22 protein-coding genes are annotated in these 21,117 nt (G+C 67.2%); 18 read left to right on the forward strand and 4 right to left on the reverse strand.

Translation table 11 applies throughout. The features are described from left to right. The 5 genes from ABEG18_RS08015 to ABEG18_RS08035 all read left to right on the forward strand — a co-directional run bounded on the left by ABEG18_RS08015 (nucleotide 1) and on the right by ABEG18_RS08035 (nucleotide 5,868). Nucleotides 1-1,065 carry a sugar phosphate isomerase/epimerase family protein gene (locus ABEG18_RS08015; protein WP_406857547.1) on the forward strand — a complete coding sequence of 355 codons (1,065 nt, stop codon included), beginning with the start codon at nucleotides 1-3 and terminating at the stop codon, nucleotides 1,063-1,065. Further along, nucleotides 1,065-2,216, forward strand: a complete 1,152-nt coding sequence (locus ABEG18_RS08020; RefSeq protein ID WP_406857548.1) for a Gfo/Idh/MocA family protein — start codon at nucleotides 1,065-1,067, stop codon at nucleotides 2,214-2,216. The genes ABEG18_RS08015 and ABEG18_RS08020 overlap by 1 nt, the downstream gene beginning before the upstream one ends. A 126-nt stretch (nucleotides 2,217-2,342) precedes the next feature. Beyond that, nucleotides 2,343-3,590, forward strand: coding sequence for an MFS transporter (locus ABEG18_RS08025; RefSeq protein WP_406857549.1), 1,248 nt, complete (start codon nucleotides 2,343-2,345; stop codon nucleotides 3,588-3,590). Between the two features lie 574 nt (nucleotides 3,591-4,164). After that, complete coding sequence (locus ABEG18_RS08030; protein WP_406857550.1) at nucleotides 4,165-4,629, forward strand: hypothetical protein; 465 nt, start codon at nucleotides 4,165-4,167, stop codon at nucleotides 4,627-4,629. A 3-nt stretch (nucleotides 4,630-4,632) separates the two neighbouring features. Next, the gene (locus ABEG18_RS08035; protein WP_406857551.1) at nucleotides 4,633-5,868 is read left to right on the forward strand and encodes an HlyD family secretion protein; all 1,236 of its coding nucleotides are present in this window, start codon (nucleotides 4,633-4,635) and stop codon (nucleotides 5,866-5,868) included. A 98-nt stretch (nucleotides 5,869-5,966) separates the two neighbouring features. Here the strand turns inward: ABEG18_RS08035 and ABEG18_RS08040 are convergent, their stop codons facing one another. After that, the gene (locus ABEG18_RS08040; RefSeq protein WP_406857552.1) at nucleotides 5,967-6,260 is read right to left on the reverse strand and encodes a hypothetical protein; all 294 of its coding nucleotides are present in this window, start codon (nucleotides 6,258-6,260) and stop codon (nucleotides 5,967-5,969) included. Nucleotides 6,261-6,711: 451 nt separating this feature from the next. Between ABEG18_RS08040 and ABEG18_RS08045 the strand changes: the two genes are divergently transcribed. From ABEG18_RS08045 to ABEG18_RS08085, 9 genes are all read left to right on the forward strand, one after another. Further along, on the forward strand, nucleotides 6,712-8,139 hold the full coding sequence (locus ABEG18_RS08045) for a porin (protein ID WP_406857553.1): 1,428 nt from the start codon (nucleotides 6,712-6,714) through the stop codon (nucleotides 8,137-8,139). A gap of 168 nt (nucleotides 8,140-8,307) precedes the next feature. Next, complete coding sequence (locus tag ABEG18_RS08050; protein WP_406857554.1) at nucleotides 8,308-9,471, forward strand: hypothetical protein; 1,164 nt, start codon at nucleotides 8,308-8,310, stop codon at nucleotides 9,469-9,471. A 217-nt stretch (nucleotides 9,472-9,688) separates the two neighbouring features. Continuing rightward, a complete protein-coding gene (locus ABEG18_RS08055; RefSeq protein ID WP_406857555.1) occupies nucleotides 9,689-10,495 on the forward strand; it encodes a DUF2092 domain-containing protein in 807 nt (268 codons plus the stop codon). Then, on the forward strand, nucleotides 10,492-10,794 hold the full coding sequence (locus tag ABEG18_RS08060) for a hypothetical protein (protein WP_406857556.1): 303 nt from the start codon (nucleotides 10,492-10,494) through the stop codon (nucleotides 10,792-10,794). Before ABEG18_RS08055 ends, ABEG18_RS08060 begins: the two co-directional genes overlap by 4 nt. A gap of 97 nt (nucleotides 10,795-10,891) precedes the next feature. After that, the gene (locus ABEG18_RS08065; RefSeq protein ID WP_406857557.1) at nucleotides 10,892-11,587 is read left to right on the forward strand and encodes a hypothetical protein; all 696 of its coding nucleotides are present in this window, start codon (nucleotides 10,892-10,894) and stop codon (nucleotides 11,585-11,587) included. A gap of 1 nt (nucleotide 11,588) precedes the next feature. Next, a complete protein-coding gene (locus ABEG18_RS08070; RefSeq protein WP_406857558.1) occupies nucleotides 11,589-12,884 on the forward strand; it encodes a DUF2254 domain-containing protein in 1,296 nt (431 codons plus the stop codon). Between the two features lie 186 nt (nucleotides 12,885-13,070). Next, nucleotides 13,071-13,478 carry an arsenate reductase (glutaredoxin) gene (arsC, locus tag ABEG18_RS08075; protein WP_406857559.1) on the forward strand — a complete coding sequence of 136 codons (408 nt, stop codon included), beginning with the start codon at nucleotides 13,071-13,073 and terminating at the stop codon, nucleotides 13,476-13,478. A gap of 101 nt (nucleotides 13,479-13,579) precedes the next feature. Next, nucleotides 13,580-14,269: an acid phosphatase gene (locus ABEG18_RS08080; protein ID WP_406857560.1), complete on the forward strand. Its 690-nt coding sequence runs from the start codon at nucleotides 13,580-13,582 to the stop codon at nucleotides 14,267-14,269. A 193-nt stretch (nucleotides 14,270-14,462) separates the two neighbouring features. Next, on the forward strand, nucleotides 14,463-15,458 hold the full coding sequence (locus ABEG18_RS08085) for a glycosyltransferase family 4 protein (RefSeq protein WP_406857561.1): 996 nt from the start codon (nucleotides 14,463-14,465) through the stop codon (nucleotides 15,456-15,458). Nucleotides 15,459-15,467: 9 nt separating this feature from the next. On the opposite strand, the gene ABEG18_RS08090 is transcribed toward ABEG18_RS08085, so the two are convergent. Together ABEG18_RS08090 and ABEG18_RS08095 are read right to left on the reverse strand one after the other, a co-directional pair. Further along, a complete protein-coding gene (locus ABEG18_RS08090) occupies nucleotides 15,468-16,274 on the reverse strand; it encodes a UDP-2,3-diacylglucosamine diphosphatase (RefSeq protein ID WP_406857562.1) in 807 nt (268 codons plus the stop codon). A gap of 136 nt (nucleotides 16,275-16,410) precedes the next feature. Continuing rightward, nucleotides 16,411-16,866, reverse strand: a complete 456-nt coding sequence (locus ABEG18_RS08095) for a hypothetical protein (RefSeq protein ID WP_406857563.1) — start codon at nucleotides 16,864-16,866, stop codon at nucleotides 16,411-16,413. Nucleotides 16,867-17,422: 556 nt separating this feature from the next. On the opposite strand from ABEG18_RS08095, the gene ABEG18_RS08100 reads away from it, so the two are divergent. The 3 genes from ABEG18_RS08100 (at nucleotide 17,423) to ABEG18_RS08110 (ending at nucleotide 19,890) form a co-directional block, all read left to right on the forward strand. After that, the gene (locus tag ABEG18_RS08100; RefSeq protein WP_406857564.1) at nucleotides 17,423-18,685 is read left to right on the forward strand and encodes a tyrosine-type recombinase/integrase; all 1,263 of its coding nucleotides are present in this window, start codon (nucleotides 17,423-17,425) and stop codon (nucleotides 18,683-18,685) included. A 40-nt stretch (nucleotides 18,686-18,725) separates the two neighbouring features. Beyond that, nucleotides 18,726-18,797, forward strand: a complete 72-nt coding sequence (locus ABEG18_RS08105) for a hypothetical protein (protein WP_406858566.1) — start codon at nucleotides 18,726-18,728, stop codon at nucleotides 18,795-18,797. Nucleotides 18,798-19,326: 529 nt separating this feature from the next. Next, nucleotides 19,327-19,890, forward strand: a complete 564-nt coding sequence (locus ABEG18_RS08110) for a transglycosylase SLT domain-containing protein (protein ID WP_406857565.1) — start codon at nucleotides 19,327-19,329, stop codon at nucleotides 19,888-19,890. 99 nt (nucleotides 19,891-19,989) lie between these two features. Here ABEG18_RS08110 and ABEG18_RS08115 read toward each other — a convergent pair whose 3' ends face one another. Then, nucleotides 19,990-20,412: a cupin domain-containing protein gene (locus tag ABEG18_RS08115; RefSeq protein WP_406857566.1), complete on the reverse strand. Its 423-nt coding sequence runs from the start codon at nucleotides 20,410-20,412 to the stop codon at nucleotides 19,990-19,992. A gap of 197 nt (nucleotides 20,413-20,609) precedes the next feature. On the opposite strand from ABEG18_RS08115, the gene ABEG18_RS08120 reads away from it, so the two are divergent. Next, complete coding sequence (locus ABEG18_RS08120; protein WP_406857567.1) at nucleotides 20,610-20,996, forward strand: DUF1330 domain-containing protein; 387 nt, start codon at nucleotides 20,610-20,612, stop codon at nucleotides 20,994-20,996. Nucleotides 20,997-21,117 lie beyond the last annotated feature (121 nt).

The following is a 21,117-nucleotide window of genomic DNA, read 5'->3' on the forward strand; positions in this document are numbered from 1 at the left end:
ATGCCAGCCACCATGAAAGGGCCCGCGATCTTCCTGGCCCAATTCGCCGGCGACGCCGCGCCCTTCAACAGTTTCGACGCCATCTGCGGCTGGGCCGCGGGTCTCGGCTACAAGGGCGTGCAGGTCCCGACCTTCGATCCGCGCATGATCGACCTCGACAAGGCGGCCGAGTCGCAGACCTATTGCGACGAGATCGCCGGCGTGGCGGCTAGCCACGGCCTGGCGATCACGGAGCTGTCGACGCATTTGCAGGGCCAGCTCGTGGCCGTGCACCCGGCCTATGACGAAGCCTTCGACGCCTTCGCGCCCGCGGCGCTGCACGGCAAGCCGCAGGCCCGGCAGGAATGGGCGGTGGACCAGATGCTCAAGGCCGCCATGGCGTCCCGGCGCCTCGGCCTGACCGGCAGCGTCAGCTTCACGGGCGCGCTGGCCTGGCCGTTCCTGTATCCCTGGCCGCAGCGGCCGCCGGGGATGATCGAGACCGCCTTTACGGAGCTGGGACGGCGCTGGACGCCGATCCTGGACGCTTACGAGGAAGCGGGCGTGGACCTCTGCTACGAGATCCACCCCGGCGAGGATGTATTCGATGGCGCGACCTTCGAGATGTTCCTGGAGGCGACCGGAAACCATCCGCGCTGCGCCATCAACTACGATCCCTCGCATTTCCTGCTGCAGCAGCTGGATTACCTCGCCTTCATCGACATCTACGCGGATCGCATCCGCGCCTTCCACGTCAAGGACGCCGAATTCAACGCCTCGGGCCGGCAGGGCGTCTATTCGGGCTTCCAGCCCTGGCTGGATCGCGCCGGGCGCTTCCGCTCGCTGGGCGACGGGCAGGTCGACTTCAAGGCGATCTTCTCGCGCCTCGCAGCCATCGGCTACGATCGCTGGGCCGTGCTGGAATGGGAGTGCTGCCTCAAGAACGCCGAGGATGGCGCCCGGGAAGGCGCGGCCTTTATCCGCGACCACATCATCCGGGCCACCGACAAGGCCTTCGACGATTTCGCCGGCGGCGCGACCGATCCCGCGCAGGCGCGGCGCATGCTCGGGCTGGGGAGGGAGTGATGGCCAGTCACCGCATCCGCCTCGGCATGGTGGGCGGCGGGGAGGGAGCCTTCATCGGCGCCGTCCACCGCATCGCGGCCCGCCTCGACGATCGCTACGAGCTTGTCGCCGGCGCGCTCTCGTCCACGCCTGACAGGGCGGTGCGCTCTGCCCAGGCGCTGGGCCTGGCGCCGGACCGCTCCTACCCGGACTTCGCCGCGATGGCGCGCGCCGAGGCGGCGCGGCCGGACGGGATCGAGGCCGTCGCCGTCGTGACGCCCAACCACATGCACGCGCCGGCCGCCGAGGCGTTCCTGGACGCCGGGGTTCACGTGATCTGCGACAAGCCACTCACCGCCACCCTGGAGGAAGCGCGCCGCCTGCGCGCCAAGGCCAATGCCAGTGGCCGTGTTTTCGCGGTGACCTACAACTACACCGGCCACCCGTTGGTGCGGCACGCCCGCCGGATGATCCGCGACGGCGAACTCGGCGCGATCCGGGTGATCCAGGTCGAGTACCCGCAGGAGTGGCTCTCCACCCCGCTGGAGCAGACCGGCCAGAAGCAGGCCGATTGGCGCACCGATCCGGCCCGCTCGGGCGCGGGCGGCTGCATCGGCGACATCGGGACCCACGCCTACCAGCTCGCCCATTTCGTCAGCGGGCTCGCGCCCGCGCAGGTGCTCGCTGAAGTGACCACCTTCGTGCCGGGCCGGCGATTGGACGACAACGTCCAGGTGCTGTTGCGCTACGCCGAGGGCGCCCGGGGAACGATCTGGGCCAGCCAAGTGGCGCCTGGCAACGACAACGGCCTGCGGCTGCGCATCTTCGGCGAAAAGGGCGGGATCGACTGGCGCCAGGACCAGCCCAACGTTCTGACCTGGTCGCCCTTGGGCGAAGCGCCGCGCCTCATCGGGCGCGGGACGGCGGCCATGAACGTCGACGGCCAGCGCGTCAACCGCATCCCGGCCGGCCACCCGGAAGGTTATCTGGAAGCTTTCGCCACGCTTTATTCGGAAGTCGCCGACGCCATCCTGGCGCGCCGCGCGGGGACGGCGCTCGACCCCGCCGTCACCTTTCCGACGATTGAGGATGGCTTTGCAGGGGTGGCGTTCGTCGACGCGGCGCTGCGCTCCGCCGCGGCCGGCGGAGCATGGGTGGAGGCCGAGCGCTGAGACGGTGCTCCGGCGCCCGTGCGCGCTGACCTGCGACGCCCCTGTGGCGTCCAGACGGCGTCGGGCCGTCCCCGTCGCTCGTGGTAGGCTTGGCGATCGCGATCCTTGTAGAGGGCGGACGATCTGATGGCGCTGGTTCGGGACGCGCGACGCGAGGACCATAAGCCGGTCCGGCCCTCGCCGCCGTCGCGCGTTCCGGTGCGCCTCTACGCTGCGCGAGCCGTCCGTGATTTCGGCGACGGCTTCGTGGCCGTGCTGTTGCCCGTGTACCTGACCGTGTGGGGGCTTGGGGCGCTGGAGATCGGCGTCGTGGCCACGGCGGCGTTGCTGGGGTCGGCGGCGACGACCCTGGCCATCGGCTGGCTCGGCGGGCGGCGCGACCAGCGCGCGCTCCTGATCATGGCTTCCGCCCTGATGGGGGCCACGGGCCTCGCCTTCATGGGGGCCGACTCCTTCCCGGTGTTCCTGGTCATCGCCTTCGCGGGCACGGCCAACCCGTCCGCCGGCAGCGTCAGCATCTTCGTTCCGCTGGAGCACGCCGCTTTGTCCCACGCGGTGCAGGACGACGAGCGCACGGCCGCGTTCGCGCATTATAGCCTCGTGGGCGCGCTCGCCGGCGCGCTGGGCGGCTTCGCCGCCGCCGCCCCCGACGCGATGGCGTCGTGGGGCGTCTCGACCCTGACGGCGCTCAAGGCCATGTTCTTCGCCTATGCGGGGCTGGGTCTTGTCGCCGCCCTGATCTATCGTGGGATTCCCGCCGCTGCGGCGGGCGAGCCGCGCAAGGTCAGCGCTCCCCTTGGCCCCTCGAAGGGCGTCGTCTATCGGCTGGCCGCCGTGTTTTGCATCGATTCCTTCGCCGGCGGCTTCGCAGTGCAGTCGTTGCTGGCGCTGTGGCTGTTCAACCGCTTTGGGCTGTCGCTCTCGCAGGCCGGGTTCTTCTTCCTGTGGTCGGGCGTGCTGGCGGCCTTTTCCTTCCCGGTGGCGTCCTGGCTTGCGGGCCGGGTCGGGCTCGTCAACACGATGGTGTTCACCCACATCCCGTCGAGCCTGTGCCTGATTGGGGCGGCGCTCTCGCCCAACCTAGACCTCGCGCTGGCGCTCTTGCTGGTGCGCTCGGCCTTGTCGCAGATGGACGTGCCGACCCGCTCCTCCTATGTGATGGCCGTCGTCACGCCGCCCGAGCGCGCGGCGGCGGCAAGCGTCACCTCCGTTCCGCGCAGCCTCGCCTCAGCCGCCAGCCCGGCGCTCGCCGGGGCTCTTTACGCGGCCGGCTACGAGGCCTGGCCTTTCGTGATCTGCGGGAGTTTGAAGATCGCCTACGACCTTCTTCTGCTGTGGATGTTCCGCCATGTGCGCCCGCCGGAAGAGGCGTGAAGGGCGCGGGGGGCTGAGCGGCAGCTATCTCCGGAGTTCACGCGGCCCCCGCATGCGGGCGGCGGAACCGTCAGCTCCAGGCGAGCGCCGGCCGCCGCCGCCATACTGCGATGGCCTCCCAGACGGGGGAGGGGATTGCGCCCACTCTCGATGGCCGTAGGAGCTCATGAACGCGCCTCCGGCGCTCGGCGTGCTCGCAGGTTCCGAGTGGGCGATCGAACCGGTCCAGAGCATGGCCCCGCCAAGAACGAGAAGGCGCAAGGTGCGTCTGCGCATGCGGCAGTCCCTCCAATCGCGACGCGTCGGTCCAAGGCGATCGCGCGCCGGTAACGTCAACGTTTCGGCGGCCCTCGATGGATCATGCCCATCTCCGACGAGCCTGCTGCGCGGCGCCCGCGCCCCGGAAGGGAACCAGGAATACTAGGCTGATGGGCGACGTGGGGCGCCAGTATCTTACTGTAACTAACCTGCGCCGGGGCGACGGGGGTGGTAGCAGGAGGCACGCCAGCGCTGCGGCCTCGGGACCAATGCGGCCGTCATGCAGCGCCCTTTGCACCAGACGAAAGGCAGCCCCGTGTCCGTCGCCGTCAACCCAGCCGCCCCGCATGACCTGCCGGTCTTCATCACGGGTCCGGGAGACACCGACCTGCTCATGGTGGGAACCGGGATCTTCCTTCTCTTCGCCGTGCTTGGGGTCGGGCTGCTGTTCCTGCGCATCCACACGCTGCCGGAGCGCATGGCTCACAAGTCGCAGAAGCTGCAATTTGAGATCGTGGCCGTGCTGGGCCTCCTCGCGCTGTTCACGCACGAGCACATCTTCTGGGTGGCGGGGCTCCTGCTGGCCCTGGTCGACCTTCCCGACTGGGGGTCGCCGCTTCGCCGGATGGCCGGTTCGCTGGAGAAGATGGCCGGGATCGCTCCGGATGCCGGGGCGGACGCCGCCGACGCCGTCGAGCGCAAGGGCGTGCCGGAGATCCCCGCTCCCGTCGACGACCGGGAGCGGGTCGCGGAGCGCCCCCTCAAGCCTGCGGAGGGCTGAGACATGCTCGAACTCATTCTGTGTTCGCTGCTGACCATCCTCCCGGACTACCTGTACAGGCGGTTCGCGCAGGGCAAGCGGCTCGGCAAGGAGATCAATCTCTTCTCCGTCTGGTTCGAGCTGCGCTGGGGACTCGTCGGCTGCCTGATGCTGACGATCGCGCTGATCACGACCGTCTTCTACAACCATCCGGCCACCACCAACGTGACCGCCTTCTTCCGCACCGTGCCGATCGTGCCTGAGGCCAACGGGCGCGTGGCGGAGATCTTCATCAGGGGCAGCGAGGAGGTGGCGAAGGGCGCGCCCATCTTCCGGCTCGACAACTCCCGCCAGCAAGCCGAGGCGGAGACGGCGCGGCGCAAGGTGGCCGAGATCGACGCCCAGTTCGTGATGGCGCAGGCGGACCTGGCCGCAGCGGAAGGCCAGATCACGCAGGCGCAGGGCGCCTATGACCAGGCCCTCGACGAATTGCGCACCAAGCAGGAGCTCAACCGCCGCAACGCGGACATCGTGGCGCGGCGCGAGATCGAGAAGCTGCAAACCCTGGTCGATACCCGCCAGGGCGGGGTGGATGCGGCCCAGGCGGCCAAGAAGGCCGTCGAGACGCGCGTCTCCACGCTCCTGCCGGCCCAGAAGGCGAGCGCCGAGGCGGCGCTGGCCCAGGCGGAGGTGGAGCTGAGCAAGACGGTGATCCGCGCCGGCGTCAGCGGCCGCGTCGAGCAGTTCGCGCTGCAGGTGGGCGATATCGTCAACCCGTTCATGCGCCCCGCCGGCGTGCTCATCCCGGAAGGCGCGGGCCGCCGCGCGCTCTATGCGGGCTTCGGCCAGATCGAGGCCCAGGTGATCCGGCCCGGCATGGTGGCCGAGGCGTCCTGCATCTCCAAGCCCTGGACCATCATCCCGATGGTGGTCACCGACGTGCAGGACTATATCGCCGCCGGCCAGTTCCGCGGCGGGGAGCAGCTCATCGACGCCCAGCAGGTCGCCAAGCCGGGGACCATGCTGGTGCGCCTCGATCCGCTGTTCGAGAACGGCCTTGAGGACGTCACGCCGGGCAGCAGCTGCGTGGCGAACGCCTATACGAGCCACCACGAGGAGCTGAAGAACGGCGAGCTGAGCTCGTTCCAGCGGTTCGTTCTGCACGGCGTGGACGCCGTCGGGCTCGTCCATGCGCTGCTGCTGCGCATCCAGGCCCTGATCCTGCCGATCAAGAGCCTCATCTTCAGCGGCGGCCACTGAGCCATCGGCGGCCGCCTAAGGCAGGCGCGATCGAACGCCTTCGCCGATGACCCGCGCCAAGGTTCCGCGCCAAATCCACCGGCGCCAAATCCCTGCGCTCAGTCTTGACGCCCGGTCTTGGCGCCCTTGCCGGTCCGCTTCGTCGCGCGCCCCAGATGCTCGTCCGCGTGCTTCACATAGTCCCGCAGCTCGCCCACGAGCTCGGCCACGAGGCGATCGCATTCCGCCAGGGCGGCGGCGTTTTCGGGCGTCTGCGGGAGCGTCTCCGACAGCCGGATCACCTCCTCCAGGTCATCGCAGAGGGTCTGGAACCCGGGGCTGTGCGCGTAGAGCTCCGCGGCGCGGCGTTCCGCGCCAAAGGCCGCTGCGATCGCGACGATCCTCTTGTGCATCGGCGGCTCGCTCAAGGCGGTCGAGTTCATCGAGACAGCATGCGGCCACTCGCGCGCGGCTTGGAGTATCTTACTGTAGGAGGCGGCTTGACGCGGTCGCAGGGGTGATCCCGCCCCGCGTCCGTCCCGCCGATACGGTAAGATACTTCCCGCTCCATCCCGGCCCGAAGATCAGGGAGGCGCTCATGGCCATGGCGGCGCCCCGCATCGACCAGTTCTTCGTCCTGCACGCCGCCCGCAACGAGCGCTGCCCCGTTGGGTACCGCTGCCGCAGAGACATGGCGGCGGCTGATGCATCGTTATATGCAATCTAAAGATGCAATATGGAAATATTTCGAGCAGGTGTTGCATCCGTGTGCTTTCGGGCCGGTCGAATCCTCCATAGGATTGGTCGACAGGATTGTGTTGACCGGCGGAAGGTCTTCCCGTCGGCGTTGCAGGTGGGGCGGGCATGGCGACGAGTTTCAAACTGGCGGCGACTGTCGGCATCCTGTCCGCAACTCCGCTGATGGCAGCGGACCTCCCCGCGCGCAAGGCCGAACCCGTCGAGTACGTGCGCGTCTGCTCAACCTATGGAGCAGGCTTCTTCTACATCCCGGGTACGGACACATGCATCCGGGTCGGCGGTCGCATCCGTTACGAATTCCAGATGCAGACGCCCTACACGCGCAACGACGATCAGACCGGGACGCGCGGGCTGGGCCGGATCTACGCAGACACCCGCACCGCGACCGAGTATGGCCTGCTGCGAGCCTTCGTGCGGCTCGACGTCGCCCGGCGCAACGGTACGATCTACAGCGGCACCGCCGCCCGCATCGGCACGGCCTTCACGGGCACGAGCGTGGATTACAATGGGACCGCCCAAACCCAAGTCGTACTCGATCGAGCCTTCATCCAGTTCGGCGGCCTGACGGCCGGGCGCAGCCAATCGTTCTTCGGATTCTACCAGGGCGACCTGGAATGGGTGGGCATCACGGCTGGCCAGTCCTCGCTCAATGACTTGACCAACCTGCTGGCCTACACCGCCACCCTCGGCTCAGGCTTCTCCGCCACCGTGGCGATCGAGGATCCGGTGGAGGCGCGCAACGCGATCGCGACAGCGGTCACGCCCGTGCCCGGACTGGCTCCGACTTACGCTTACACGGGCTCCGGCGCGCCGGACCTTGTGGCCCTCCTGCGTTACGACGGCTCATGGGGCGCGGCTCAGCTGTCAGGTGCGCTTCATCAGGTCAGGGTCGGCGAGCAGACGGCGCTCGCCAGCGGCGTCACGCCTCAGGGCTTCGCGCCCTCGACCGAGTACGGCTATGCGCTGAACGCCGGCGTGAAGTTCAACCTCCCCATGATCGCCTCCGGCGATGCGCTCTACCTGCAGGGCACTTACACCCACGGCGCCAGCTCCTACATCATGGGCAACTATTTCGGCCTGGGCAAAGCCGCCGGCTGGGGCATTGGCGGCGTGGGGAATCTGGGCATGCCGGACGCCATCGTGGCGGGGGCGGCTCCCGGGGATCTCAAGCTCACCAGCATCGGGGGCGTGACGGCGGCCGCGCTGCACTACTGGGCTCCGACAGTCCGGCAGTCTCTCTTCGCCACCTACATGTCCATCGACTTCGGCAACAGCGCCTTCTACGCGGCGAATGGGTTCAGCCTCGCCTACAACGGCGGGAATCCCTATCGGGACTGGCGCTACTGGGGCATCGGCTCGAACCTGATCTGGTCTCCTGTCGCCAATCTCGACATCGGCGCGGAGTTGAACTACGTCCGCGCCGAAGCTGGCCAAGGCGGCGTCTACAGCACCATCAGCACAGATCCACGCAACTGGGTCCGGAAGACAGGCGATCAAGTCATCGCGAGGTTCCGAATTCAGCGGGACTTCTGATGTCTGCTCGCGCGATGGCGCAATGACATAAATCAGTATCGGGAGACTTTTCAGGAGTATTTCGTCTGGTTCAGGTGAACTAGTCCTATTTGACTTGGTAATTCATCCAATGACACGATGACTTTGCCTGCGTGTACCGTATCCTGCAATGGATAAAGGGAGGCGGCGTTGTCTGGTGTCACGACGAAGCTCGGTGGTTTGGACTGCGACCTCGTCGAGCGCTGCGTGGAGACGATCTGCGCCAGCACCGAATTTCGCCGATCCGAGCGCCTCAAGCGTTTCCTGCGCTATGTCGTTTCCGAAAAGCTGGCGGGCCAGGACGCGCGGTTGAAGGCGTACTCGATCGCGCTGGCGGTGTTCGACCGACCGTCCTCCTTCGATCCGCAGATCGATCCCGTCGTGCGCATCGAGGCAGGGCGGCTGCGGCGCGCGCTCGAGCGATACTACCACTCGGCGGGAAACGACGACGCGGTCTTGATCACGATCCCACGCGGCGGATATGTGCCGATGTTCGAGCTCCGCGCTGACGCCTGCCGCCCTGGGGACGACGAGCCCGAGCAGGTCGCGGACGCGAACGGCCTGGAGAGCGGCTTTTCCGTCGCCGGCGCCGAGGAGTGTTCCGCAAGCGTCACGGCGATCCCGCGGGCGGATCGTTCGGCGCGGGATGGCTCCCGCCTGCGGGCGGCGGCGACCGCCGCGTTCGTCTCGGCTCTGGCGACTGCGACGCTCGCGATCTGGATCGCCAGGGGGCCGTCGATCGGCGCGAACGATCCGGGAGGCAAGCCGCTCGTCGCCGTGACGCCCTTCGTCAGCACGCAGGGGGACGAGCGCGCGAGGCGGATCGCGCAGGACGTCTCGGAAGACCTCATCGATCGCCTGGCGAAATCCGGCGAGCTCCGCATCCTGGGCCGCCAGGCGGCTCGCCAGGTTGCGGAGGGGGAGGCCGGCGCGGCATCGTCCCGCTTTCGGGTGCGCTACGCGATTGAGGGCAGCGTCTCCACCTCGGCCAGAGGCGGCAATCTGACGGCGCGTCTGGTCAACGCGCCAACCGGCGAAGTCCTGTGGACCGAACGCTATCCGATCTCCGAGCCCGAAATGGCCTTCGAGCTTCGGGGCGATCTGGCGGCCAAAGTGGCCGAAGCGATCGGCCGACCCCTGGGAGCGATATCCCGCGCGGACGCGGAGCCGTCCGGGGCGGGCCCCAAGCGGGAGGGCAGGGCGCCCCCTTTCGACCGTGAAGCCCAGGCCTCGGCGGAAGGATCATGGCGCGCGCGCCCGGACGGAGACAGCTGGCCAAGCGTTCTGGGCCAAGCGCTCAGGAAGCGGTTGTAGGCCCGCCGCCGCAGGCGCATCCGCGAGACGCCTGGTCCGCTTTTCCGCACTTTGACATGCGTCAGGATCGACCGGCCGCCACCGTGGCATTCTGGGTTCGTGGGACAGCCTGAACGGCGCCGAGGGGCCGTATCGCTCCCTCGCTTCGTTCCACGGCTGCCTGGTGTCGGCGACGCCGGCCCAACCCTGGATGGCGTCCATCGCAAAGGAGATCGACATGGCGGGCACATTCCCGACAGCGCGACGGGCTTCCCGCGCCTGGCGCGTCGCCACGGTCTTGCTGGGAGCGGGGCTCCTTTCGGGGCTGGCCTCTCCGGCCTGGTCGGATGAAGAGGCCATGCAGTTGCTGAAGAAGACGAGCGACTACATGGCCAAGCAGCAGACGATCTCGATGAAATTCGACAGCGACATCGAGATCGTGACGCCGTCGCTCCAGAAGATCCAGTTCGCAAGCTCGGGAGAGGCGCTGCTCAACCGACCCGACAAGCTGCGCCTGTCACGGCAGGGCGGCTACTCGGATGTCGAACTGGTGTTCGACGGCGCCATGGTCACCCTGCACGGCAAAAACGCGAACGCCTATGTGCAGACGCCGTTCACGGGCGCCATCGACGGTCTCGTGGACAAGCTCCGCGCCGAGTTGGCAGTCGATGCCCCGGGGGCCGACCTGCTCTTGGCCGACATGTTCAAGCAGATGAGCGCGGACGTCCTCGACGGCAAGCATATCGGGCAGGGCGTGGTCGATGGCGTCGAGTGCGAGCACCTGGCCTTCCGAGGTCCCGAAGTGGACTGGCAGCTCTGGGTTGAGTCTGGCTCCAGCCCGGTCCCGAGGAAATACGTCATCACCAGCAAGATGGTGGCCGGCGCGCCGCAATACACGCTCCGCATCAAGGAGTGGAAAGCGGGGTTCGCCGCCCAACCGGATGCCTTCGCCTTCCGGCCGGGCGACGCGAAACGGGTCGAAATGAAGGAAGCGGCGGGATGGGACGAAGTGCCTCCCGCAGTGAGCGAGGGGACGGCGCGATGACACGGCGAATGATCTTCCTGTCGAAATGCATCGTGGCCGGGTTCATCGGATGCGCGGCCTTCCTCGTGGCGGATCGTCCGCGCCTGCTCGCGAGCGGCTCATGGATGGCATCGGCCGAGGCCCGGATAGGGCGCCCCATGACGCCCATGAGCTACGCTGGCGTGGCGCGCAGGACCACCCGCCGCTCGGTCGCGGTGGGCGCCGCGGGAGCAGCCGCCTATGGGGCTTCCGGCTACTACGCGCCCGGCTGCGCGCAGGTCGTGGACGCCTATGGGGCCGTCTACTACCGCAGCCCCTAGCGGATGCGAGCTGCAGCCTCCAGGCGGGGCCGCATCGGCGGCTCCGCTCCTTGCGCCCGCGCCATCGACGCTCGCGCTTCGCTCAGAGGTGTCGGACATGGTCGAGCGCACGCCCGCCAGATTGAAGACGCCCCGCGCGGCGGCCTGGGCGGGCATTGTGTTCGCGGTCGTCATCCTGGTCGCCTTCGCCATCCTCCTGCACTCCCTCCAGCCCCGGGCTGGCGACACCGGCGCCTGGGCGCGCGAGAAGGCTCACGCGGTGGGCTTCGCGCTCCAGCTGATCCCGGTCGCGGGGGTGGCCTTCCTCTGGTTCATCGGCGTGCTGCGGGACCGCCTCGGCCCCGATGAGGACAAGCTCTTCGCGACGGTGTTCCTGGGGAGCGGCGTTCTTTTCGTCGGGCTGCTCTTCGTGGCCGCGGCGGCCACAAGCGCCATCGTCTTCGCGGCGCAGGATCCTGGCTTCCTGGGCGGGCCGACATTCCGGCTGGCGCGAGCGCTCGCCTTCGACCTGACCAGCGTCTACGCCATGAAGATGGCGGCCGTGTTCATGTTCACGGCGTCCTCGCTGATCGTCCGGACCGGCTTCACCTCGCGATGGACGGCGCTGCTGGGGTATGGCCTCGGGCTGGCCGTGCTCATGTTGAGCCAATCGGCGTCGTGGACGCTGTTCCTGTTCCCGCTCTGGGTCCTGACTGTCAGCGTGACCATTCTGGTCGAGCAATGGCGGCGGGCGGAGCCTGATCTCGCCGCGCCTCCCGAGCCGTCTGGCTCGCCGCTTGCGCCAGAGTCCTGACATGCGCCTCTGGCTGATCCCGACCGCCTACACCGCCGCAAGCGTGGGGGCCGCCATGGTCGTCCCTCGCCTCGAACAGGCCTGGGCTCCGGGACTGGTGCACGGAATGTCGGCGGCGTCGGCCACGGCGTTCCTGTCGGCCACGGCGTCCGGCATGCTGGCCATGACGGCGATCGTCTTCTCCATCGCTTTCGTCATGGTGCAGTTCAGCGCCATCGCCTACTCGCCCCGCCTGGTCCTCTGGTTCGCGTCGCGGCCGGGCCTCTATCATGCGCTCGGCGTCTTCATGGCGACCTTCGCCTATGCCTTGGCGGACCTGATGTGGACCGATCGGGCGGGAAGCGGCTCCGCGCCCCTGATCTCGACCATGCTGGTGGTCGTCTTGCTGGTCGCCAGCATGCTGGCCTTCGCCATGCTCGTGCAGAGCTTGTCGGGACTGCAGATCACCGAGGTCCTGTGCCTGATCGGAGATCAGGGACGGGACGTGCTGGCGTCTCCCGGATCAGTCTACGGGGCGCCAAGCCGTCCGGAGGACGACCAGCAGACCCAGCGCATGGCCGCGCTGGGTCCACCCGTGCGCACGTTGCTCTTCCAGGGTAGCCCGCGCAGCATCACACGGCTGGACGTGCGCCGGCTGGTCGAGGAGGCCGAAGTCGCCGACGCCGTCTTCGTGATGGCGTGCGGCGTCGGCGACACGCTCGTGGACCAAAGCCCCATACTGCATGTTTACGCCGCTTCGGCCGGCGATGCGCCCGAGGTGAACGAACCCGCCATGCGCCGCGCCATTGGACTTGGCCGGGAGAGAACCTTCGACCAGGATCCCAAATGGGCGCTGCGGCTGCTCGTGGACATCGCCATCAAGGCGCTGTCGCCCGCGATCAACGACCCGACGACGGCGGTTCAGGCTCTGGACCAGATCGACGATCTCCTGCGCCGGCTGGCTCGGCTCCATCTGGACAATGTCTGGGTGGGAGGGGTCGACGGCGTCCCGCGGCTGTTCATCCCGCTGCCCAGTTGGGACGACATGCTGGCGCTGTCCTTCGACGAGATCCGCCAATTCGGCGCAAGCTCGGTCCAGGTCATGCGTCGGCTCAGGGCCGCGCTGGTCGGCGTGCAGGAGGTTGCGCCCACGCCGGAGCGGCGCGACGCCGTCGGCCGCTATCTACATCATCTCGACCAGAACATCCGAAAATCGGCGCTGGACACGCAGGATCGGATCACCGCGCGCCAAATCGATCTCCAGGGCCTGGGGCTGACGCGGCTCGTCCCGAAACTACGCCGCGGCAGAGACGCATGAGCACGGCGCAAATGCAGCGGTCCCCTTGGGACCGCATGAAGCTGGCTCTCGCATGACTGCCATTGCTGGGCAACACTCTTGCCACTGGGGCCGGCCGTCCGCGCCGGCCTTCATCATCGTCCAGCTCGTGGGCGCCGGCGCTGCAACCGCGCTCTGCGGCTGGCTCTTCGGACAGGAGTATCGCGCATGCCCGTTTTCCCGATCACGATCTATCACAACCCCGCCTGCGGCACGTCCCGCAACACGCTGGGCCTGATCCGGGCGGCGGGATACGAACCTACCATCGTCGACTATCTCCAGACGGGCTGGACCCGGGCCCAGCTGGAGGAGCTGCTTGCGGCCATGAACGCTCGCCCACGCGACATCCTTCGCGAGAAGGGAACGCCGGCCGCCGCCTTGGGGCTGTTGGCCCCCGACGCGACCGACGACAAGGTCCTGAGCGCGATGATCGAGCACCCGATCCTGGTGAACAGGCCCATCGTCGTCACGCCCAAGGGTGTGAAGCTCTCTCGCCCCTCGGAGGCTGTCCTGGACGTGCTGGACCGCAGGCCGGAGAGCTTCACCAAGGAAGACGGCGAGATGGTGAGGCTCTAAGGCGTCCCAACGCTTGGGGCCTTCACGCGCCAGCACTGACGAACCGTCATCAAACCGTAATGCGCCACGGCTTCTGTCACCACGCCATTGGAGACACGGCCATGTTTACGCGCATAGCGCTCGCTTTCGTCCTTTTCGTTTCCCCCGCCGTCGCCGGCGAGGCTCCCTATGTGACGGCGTCTGACATCGACCTTCGGGTTTTCCTGCCCCGGCCGGTCCAGGCCGGGTCGGAGGCCGACAAGGCTCAGCAGGCGGAGGTGCTGGCGGTGCAAAAGGCGGCTTCGCCCGAGCGCATCGCCCTGGCGGCGGCCGATGGCGAGGAGACCGTCTTCGACATGTATGCGCGGGTCTTCGGGCCGGACTTCAAGCCGGAGGTTCTGCCGCGGACGGCGCATCTGTTCGGCCGCGTGGGCGAGAGTGAGGACGCCTCCGTCGATCCCGCCAAGCCGTTCTTCGGCCGGGTCCGGCCCTATCTGGCGAACCCGCAGATCAAGCCGCTCGCCAAGGCGAGCAAGAGTGGGTCATTCCCGTCCGGCCATACCACGCGGGTGACGGCTGTCGCCGTGATCCTGACCATGATGGCCCCGGAGAAGCGCGACGAGATCTGGTCAAGGGCGGAAGAATACGCCGAAAGCCGCATTGTCGCCGGCCTGCACTACCGGGCCGACATCGAAGCGGGCTTTCGCACAGGCTCGGCCCTGGCGGCGGCCATCATGGCCAATGCGGACTTCAGGGCCGACTACCCCGCCGCCCGGGCGGAGCTTCGCACAGCTCTCGGCCTGACGCAGTAGCGGGTCGATGCGGCGTCGCCGCCCGTCCTTGTCATGAAACTGAAGCGCGGGTCGGATTTGGTGCGGGCGCGTCCAGCCGGAAGCCTCGCTCATGCTCGACCTGCCGCTCGCCTTGTCCTCCGCCCCACCGCCGCAGCCTCGAAGCTTTGCGTCCGTTTCGGCGCGATCCGCCGGGGAGGGCGGGCCGTTCAGGGTGTTGATCGCCACGGATGCGTGGCGGCCTCAAATCAATGGCGTGGTGCGCACCCTGGAGGGCCTCGTCGCGGAGGCGCCTCGCCTGGGAGCCGCCATCAGCGTCGTCGGACCCGAGCGCTTCGCCTCCGCGCCGATGCCCGGCTATCCCGACATCCGTCTGGCGGCGCCCACGCCGTCCGCGATCGCACGCGCGATCCGGGAGGCTCAGCCGGACGCCATCCACATCGCGACGGAAGGCCCCGTCGGCTTCATGGCGCGGCGCTTTTGCATTCGCCACGGGATGCCTTTCACCACCTGCTACCACACGCGCTTTCCTGAATATCTGGCGGCGAGGCTGCCGGTGCCCCTGTCCTGGTCCTATGCGGCGATGCGCCGGTTTCACAAACCTGCCGTGGCCACCATGGCGGCGACCCCGGCGCTCGCGCGCGAGTTGCAGGGGCGCGGCTTTGGACATCTTGTGCTGTGGACGAGGGGCGTCGACGTTCCCGCCTTCGCTGCGGGCCGGCCCGGGATGCTCAAGCTGCCCGGGCCGATCTTTCTGTGCGTGGCGCGGCTGGCGGTCGAAAAAAACATCGACGCGTTCCTGGCGCTCGATCTGCCCGGATCCAAGGTCGTGGTCGGCGACGGCCCGGCCCGGACCTCCTTGCAGGCGCGCTTCCCCGATGCGCGCTTCCTCGGCATGCTGTCCGGGCAAGCCCTGGCCGACGCCTACGCGTCAGCCGACGTCTTCGTGTTTCCCAGCCGCACCGACACCTTCGGCCTCGTGATGCTGGAAGCGTTGGCGGCGGGCGCGCCGGTGGCGGCCTATCCGGTGACGGGCCCGCGCGACGTGCTCGGAACGTCCGGATGCGGCGTGCTGGATGAGGACCTTCGGGCCGCCGCGCTCGCTGCGCTGGCGATCCCGCGGGACCGTTGCCGCGCCTACGCGCAAGGCGCGACCATGACGGAGAGCTGCCGCAGCTTCCTGGACAATGTCAGCCTGGCGGCTCTTTAGACGCCAGGGTCATGCCGCCGGCGCGAGCGCCAGCGGCCGGGCGGTGGCTGCGTCTTCGACGTCAGCCCTGGTGTCGCGCTTCATCCAGCGAACGAGTTCCAGCCGCCCGTCCATGTGCTCCAGCACAGCCGTGCAGGACTCCACCCAGTCGCCCGTGTTGACGTAGTGCACATCGCCGATCGTCTCGACGACGGGTTGGTGGATGTGGCCGCACAGCACGGTGTCGACGCCGTGTCTCCGCGCATCCGCGACCACCGCCTCCTGGAACGCGCTGACGAAGTTCACCGCCGTCTTCACCTTGGCCTTGCTCCAGGCCGAGAACGACCAATAGGGCAGGCCCATGCGGCGGCGAACGCGGCTGATATGGACATTCAGGAACAGCGCGAGGTCGTAGGCCCAGTCGCCGAGCAGAGCCAGCCACTTCACGTTGCGCACGACGATGTCGAACTTGTCGCCATGCAGGATCAGCATGCGTCTTCCGTCGGCCGTGACATGGACGTGCTCTTCGACGATGTCGATGCCGCCGAAGTTGGAGCCGACGTAATCGCGCAGGAACTCGTCGTGATTGCCGGGAACGTAAATGAGGCGCGCTCCCTTTCGCACCGCGCGCAATAGCTTTTGCACCACGTCGTTGTGCGCCTGCGGCCAATTCCAGCTCACCTTGAGCCGCCATCCGTCGATGATGTCCCCGACCAGGAAGATCGTCTCAGCCTCGTGATGCTTCAGAAAGTCCAAGAGCATCTCGGCCTGGCACCCGCGCGTGCCCAGGTGCACGTCCGACAGGAAGAGGGAACGGACCTTCGTGGTCGGGCTCATGGGAGGCGTCTCCGCTAGGCTCATCGCGCGAGACAAAGCGGATTCTTGTCTCAGTTTGGTGACAGGAAGCGCCGCGGCTCGGGTCGTCATCAGCGAATGAGCGGCCGGTTTCGGGCCAGGGCCGGTGCGCCGGGCGTCAGGATTTCACGGCGGTGAGCGGCGCAGAAGCGTCGGTCGCCAGCGCGGGCTTGGCGCGTCGACGCGCGCCGCTTTTCTTGCTCGAATCTCCCGTCCCGGACTTGCTCTCGGCCTTTTCTGTCGCGTCTGGCGCTCTTCCCGAGGACTTGGCCTGTCCGCGCTTCGCCTTTTTCGACTTCGTAGCCTGAGATTTCGCATCCTCGATGGATCGCTCCAGGCGCTTGACGGCGAAGGCATGAAGCTTCTTCAGCGCGCGGCGCTCGGCCTTGAGGGCTTCCAATTCGGCTTCCACCGCCTTGGTCCCGGCCGGGCTCGCCAGGGCCGACGCGAGTCCGCTCTGACCGTCGACGCCTCTCACTTCGCCCCTCGCCGCAGCAGCGATTTTTCGCGCCTGCTTGGCCAGTTTGTGGGTCTCAATCAGCTTGTCGAATTTTCGGGCCTGCTTGTCAGACATGCGGATACGCCTCCGTTCCGGGGCACTATGGTCAGGCCGATTGTCACAATCGAGAGGCGTCTTTGCACGTCGGCCTTCGATTTTTGCGTTCAGGCTGAACCACATCGCGCCGATCCTTCAAGCCAGCGCCGCGCGGGCGACGACACGAAAGCGCTCGCAGGCTCCTGCCCGACGTCGGGCGCTATTTCGGAGAGAACGTTCAGGAGTTCGATGAGCTGGAGCGCTTCGGAAGGGAGACAGGATGCGATGAGATCCAATCGATCCATGCCCGGTCGTCGCCGAAATACGGGGTAAATGGGCGCGCCATATCAGCCAGCCGGTTCGCTATGCGTCCCCAGCGTTCCCTCGAGCAGGCCTAAGGCATTCTCGGCCAGCTCTAAGTGTTTAGAAAGAAATGGTGCCCAGGGGCGGCACTGCACTGGCGTACGGTGCAGTCCAATGACGTCCGGAAAATCTAGGGTACGTCTACAGTTCGGCTTCCGGAGTGTCTCGTCAGGTCCAGCTCTATCCGATACAATCCTATAAGTTATGTGGGACTGAATGTGGGACGAGGACGATGCCGAAGCTCAGAGCGCGCTCTGTTGAGACGATAAAGACGGAGGGCCGTTATGGCGACGGCGGTGGCCTCTATCTCGTTGTCTCTGAGAGTGGCGCGAAGAAATGGGTCCTCCGGTACCAGCAGGCCGGGCGGCGCCGGGACATGGGCTTGGGCAGCTTCCCCGACGTGCCGCTCGCCGCCGCGCGCGAGAAGGCCAGTGCGGCGCGCTGCGCCGCCGCTGCTGGCCAGGACCCCATCGCAAAGCGCAAGGCGGAGGCTGCGCGCAGCCGCCGCCCAACGTTCCGGGAGATCGCCGCCGAAGTTATCCCCCTTGAGCAGGCGAAATCCAAGAACGCCAAGGTCCAGTACCAGTGGGCCTTTCTACTCGGAGAGGCGTATTGCGGTCCGCTGCTCGACCGCATGGTGGACGAGATCACGACGAGCGACGTTGAGCGCGTTCTCCGGCCGGTCTGGCACGCGAAGCCGGAGACGGCGCGCAAGCTTCACCGCCGCATCCGCCGCGTGTTCGAGCACGCGCGCGTTCGCCTGCGGGACGGCTTCGGCATCACCATGGCGGAGAATCCGGCGCGGTGGGACGACCTCAAGGCGCTGGGCTTCTCAACCCCCGAGAAGCTGAGCCGTGGGCCGCAGCCTTCACTGGACTATGCCGAAGCGCCAGCCTTCCTCTCCGCTCTTCGGCAGCGCCGGACCATGGCGGCGCAGGCGCTTGAACTGCTGCTCCTGACCGCTGTGCGCACCGATGCTGTCCGGAGAGCGGAATGGCGTGAGTTCGACCTCGGTGCGGCGCTGTGGACCATCCCGGTCGACCACCTGAAGGACAAGCGCACCCGCGCAGAGCCGTTCCGAGTGCCCCTCGCGCCCGTGGTGGTCGACATGCTGCGCGCCATGAAGGAGCAGCGGACGTCGGCGACGTTCGTCTTCCCGAGCCCCAGGGGCGATCAGCCGCTCAGCAACATGGCCATGCTGACGCATCTGAAGAAGATGAACATGGTGGGAAATGGCGGCGTGCGTTGGCGCGACCCGCGCGACGGCCGGCCGATCGTGCCGCACGGCTTCCGCGCGACTTTCCGGACGTGGGCCGAAGACCAGACGCACTTCCCCCGCGCTGTCATCGAGCAGGCTATGGGCCATCAGGTCGGCACCGAGGTCGAACGCGCCTACCGGCGCACAGACGTTCTGGAGCGAAGAAGAGAGTTGATGAGTGAGTGGGCGAATGCGCTTGGGGCAAACGTAGCTCCGCACAGTCTGCGCCAGAATTAGTTGAAATCGGAGGGCCCGAGTCGGCATTGATCTTGGTCCCGTGGGGGGCGGGGTCATTGGCCGGCGCAGCTTCGCCTACGACTTGTGGGGCGATCCGGTGAACACGGCGTAACCGACCTGGCTGGCCACGATGAGGTGGTGGTTACAAATCATGCCAAGGACGCGCTTGGACCGTCCCTTCGATGAAAGGCAAGGGTCCTATCGAAGTGCACTGCCTGACCGCCAGCAGCGAAATTCAGCGGCAGCCGTGACGCGCCAAGAGGAATTTCATAGGGCGTGGGTAGATATCCGCGCTGGTCTGCGCCGTAGTTACGCGTAATAATCCGGACTCTCTGTCGGTCGTCTAAGTTCTGCCTCCTTTTCGGAGGAATGGAGGCGCCGTCAGCGAAGACGAGTGTTGACCAGCGCGGCTCCGCGCTGGTCTTTTGCTGGCCGAGCCCAGAATCCCCAGTTGGGCGCACTTCCCTCACGATCAAGGAGATCGTTCTCAACCCGGGACAGCTCACCAACAGCTGTCTCAGCCACTCGTGCGCGCCAGTGCAATACCACGGCCTGCACGACGGTTCGGAGGATCAGCCGAACCCCTTGCCACACCCAGACTCGCCGGGACGGCATCGCAAATCACAGGAGTCTTCTAACTCATGAACAAGACCATGGTCGCCGTCCTTTCGGCGATGGTACTTGCCTCTCCAGCAATCGCGGAGATCCATCCAGGACAAACGGAGAATGCAAAGCCTGATATGGCCGATGGCGCCCCGGTCCCCACAGCGTCATCCAGCGACGGCCAACATGAGGCCAACAGCCCATCCGCGGCGCGAAACTCCGACACAGTCAGAGATCTGGTCACGGCAGTGGCTGAGGAGCACGGCGTACCTCCCGCAATGGCTCACGCTATTGTTCAAGTCGAGAGCCGCTACGACTGCGCTGCCAAAAACCCGCGCTCGAGCGCGACGGGATTGATGCAGACGCTTCGCGGAACTGCCCACTCGGTCGGCGTGACTGGGGATCTGCTGGATTGCCGCAACGGGCTAGAGGCCGGAATGCGGTACCTCAAGAGGGCTGTCGTGGCGCACGGTCTGGGCTGCGCAGCCGCTTCCGCCTACAACACCGGAATATCCAGCAAGGGGCGTTGCACGCCTTACGGGCGTAAGGTGATGACCCTGATGGACCGGACCGGAGAGAAGGCCCAACAAGCCAAGTTCTAATCAAATGCGCTGGTCCGCCGACGGCTTCGCACGTGCGGCGCCCGGGTTGCCGGTCCGGCGAGGCAGCTAGATCGCACGGCTGCCGCGGATGCGGCGGAGCTAGCCCCCGGGGCTCGGGATCAGGCCGTGCTTCGTCATGACGGCCGCCATGGCGGCAGGCGCTGCGTCTTTGGCCAAGAGATCGGCGATCTCCTGGAAATAGTCCGAGCCGAGAATCCCGGGCGTCAGCACGCAAAGGCATTTCGCAGCTTCTCCGCCGTCATTGCGGAAGCCATGCACGACGCCCCTCTTGATGAACACGGACTCGCCCGGACCGACTTGGACGTCCTGACCGTCGATCCGCCACGTACTCACGCCATCAAGGCCGTAGATCGTCTCGTCCCAGCTTTCGTGGTGGTGGGCGATGGGCATGCGCGCGGCGGGCTCGACCGTCATTTCGAAGATGGTCGCACTTCCGGCCGTGTCCGCCTTGTCCTGTATGAAGCGTAGGTGCAGGCCGCCGATCGTGATCGTCTTGGTCATGGAGAACACTCCGCTCCGAGCGCTGCGCCAGCCTAGCGCCACCCGGAGCCGAAGACCAAGTCGGGACAGTAAGCCCGACCCCGCGGCGACCGGGGCCGCGCGAGCACGGACGCGATCGGGCGGCCGCGATCAGGCCGCGCGGGCTCAGGCGTCGTCCCGTGCTACGATAGCGTTCTCTTCAGCTTGGGAGCTGATCGATGAAGACGCTTCCGGCAGTGACGATCGCAGTGACCACGGGCGCGGCCCTTGGCGGGATCGCCGTCCACAATCTTGAGGCGCAGGCCCGCCCTCCCGCCTTCGTTATTTCAGAGATTGAGGTGACCAACCCCGACGCCTATGCGCGGGAGTACGTGCCTTTCGCCAATAAGGCGCTGGCCGACAGCGGGCAAAAGCGGCTCGCATCTGGTGGCCGCACAGTGGCGCTGGCAGGGGCTCCGCCTGCTTCAAGGGTCGTCGTCTCCATGTTCGAAAGCATGGACATGGCCCAGGCGGCCTACCAGTCGCCGGCCTATCTCGAGGCCAGGAAGATCGGCGACCAATATGGGAAGCTTCGCATCTTCGCTGTCGAAGGCCTGCCTCGCTAGCGGATCGATGCCGCGGCAGTTCAACCGCGCCTCCATGTCGGACGCCATGGCTCAGGGGCGCATGGCCAGGAGAAAGAAAAAGGCGCGACGGTCGTCCAATCGTGCCGCACGGTTTCCGCGC

Source organism: Alsobacter sp. KACC 23698, assembly GCF_045348435.1.
Lineage (GTDB): Bacteria > Pseudomonadota > Alphaproteobacteria > Rhizobiales > Beijerinckiaceae > Alsobacter.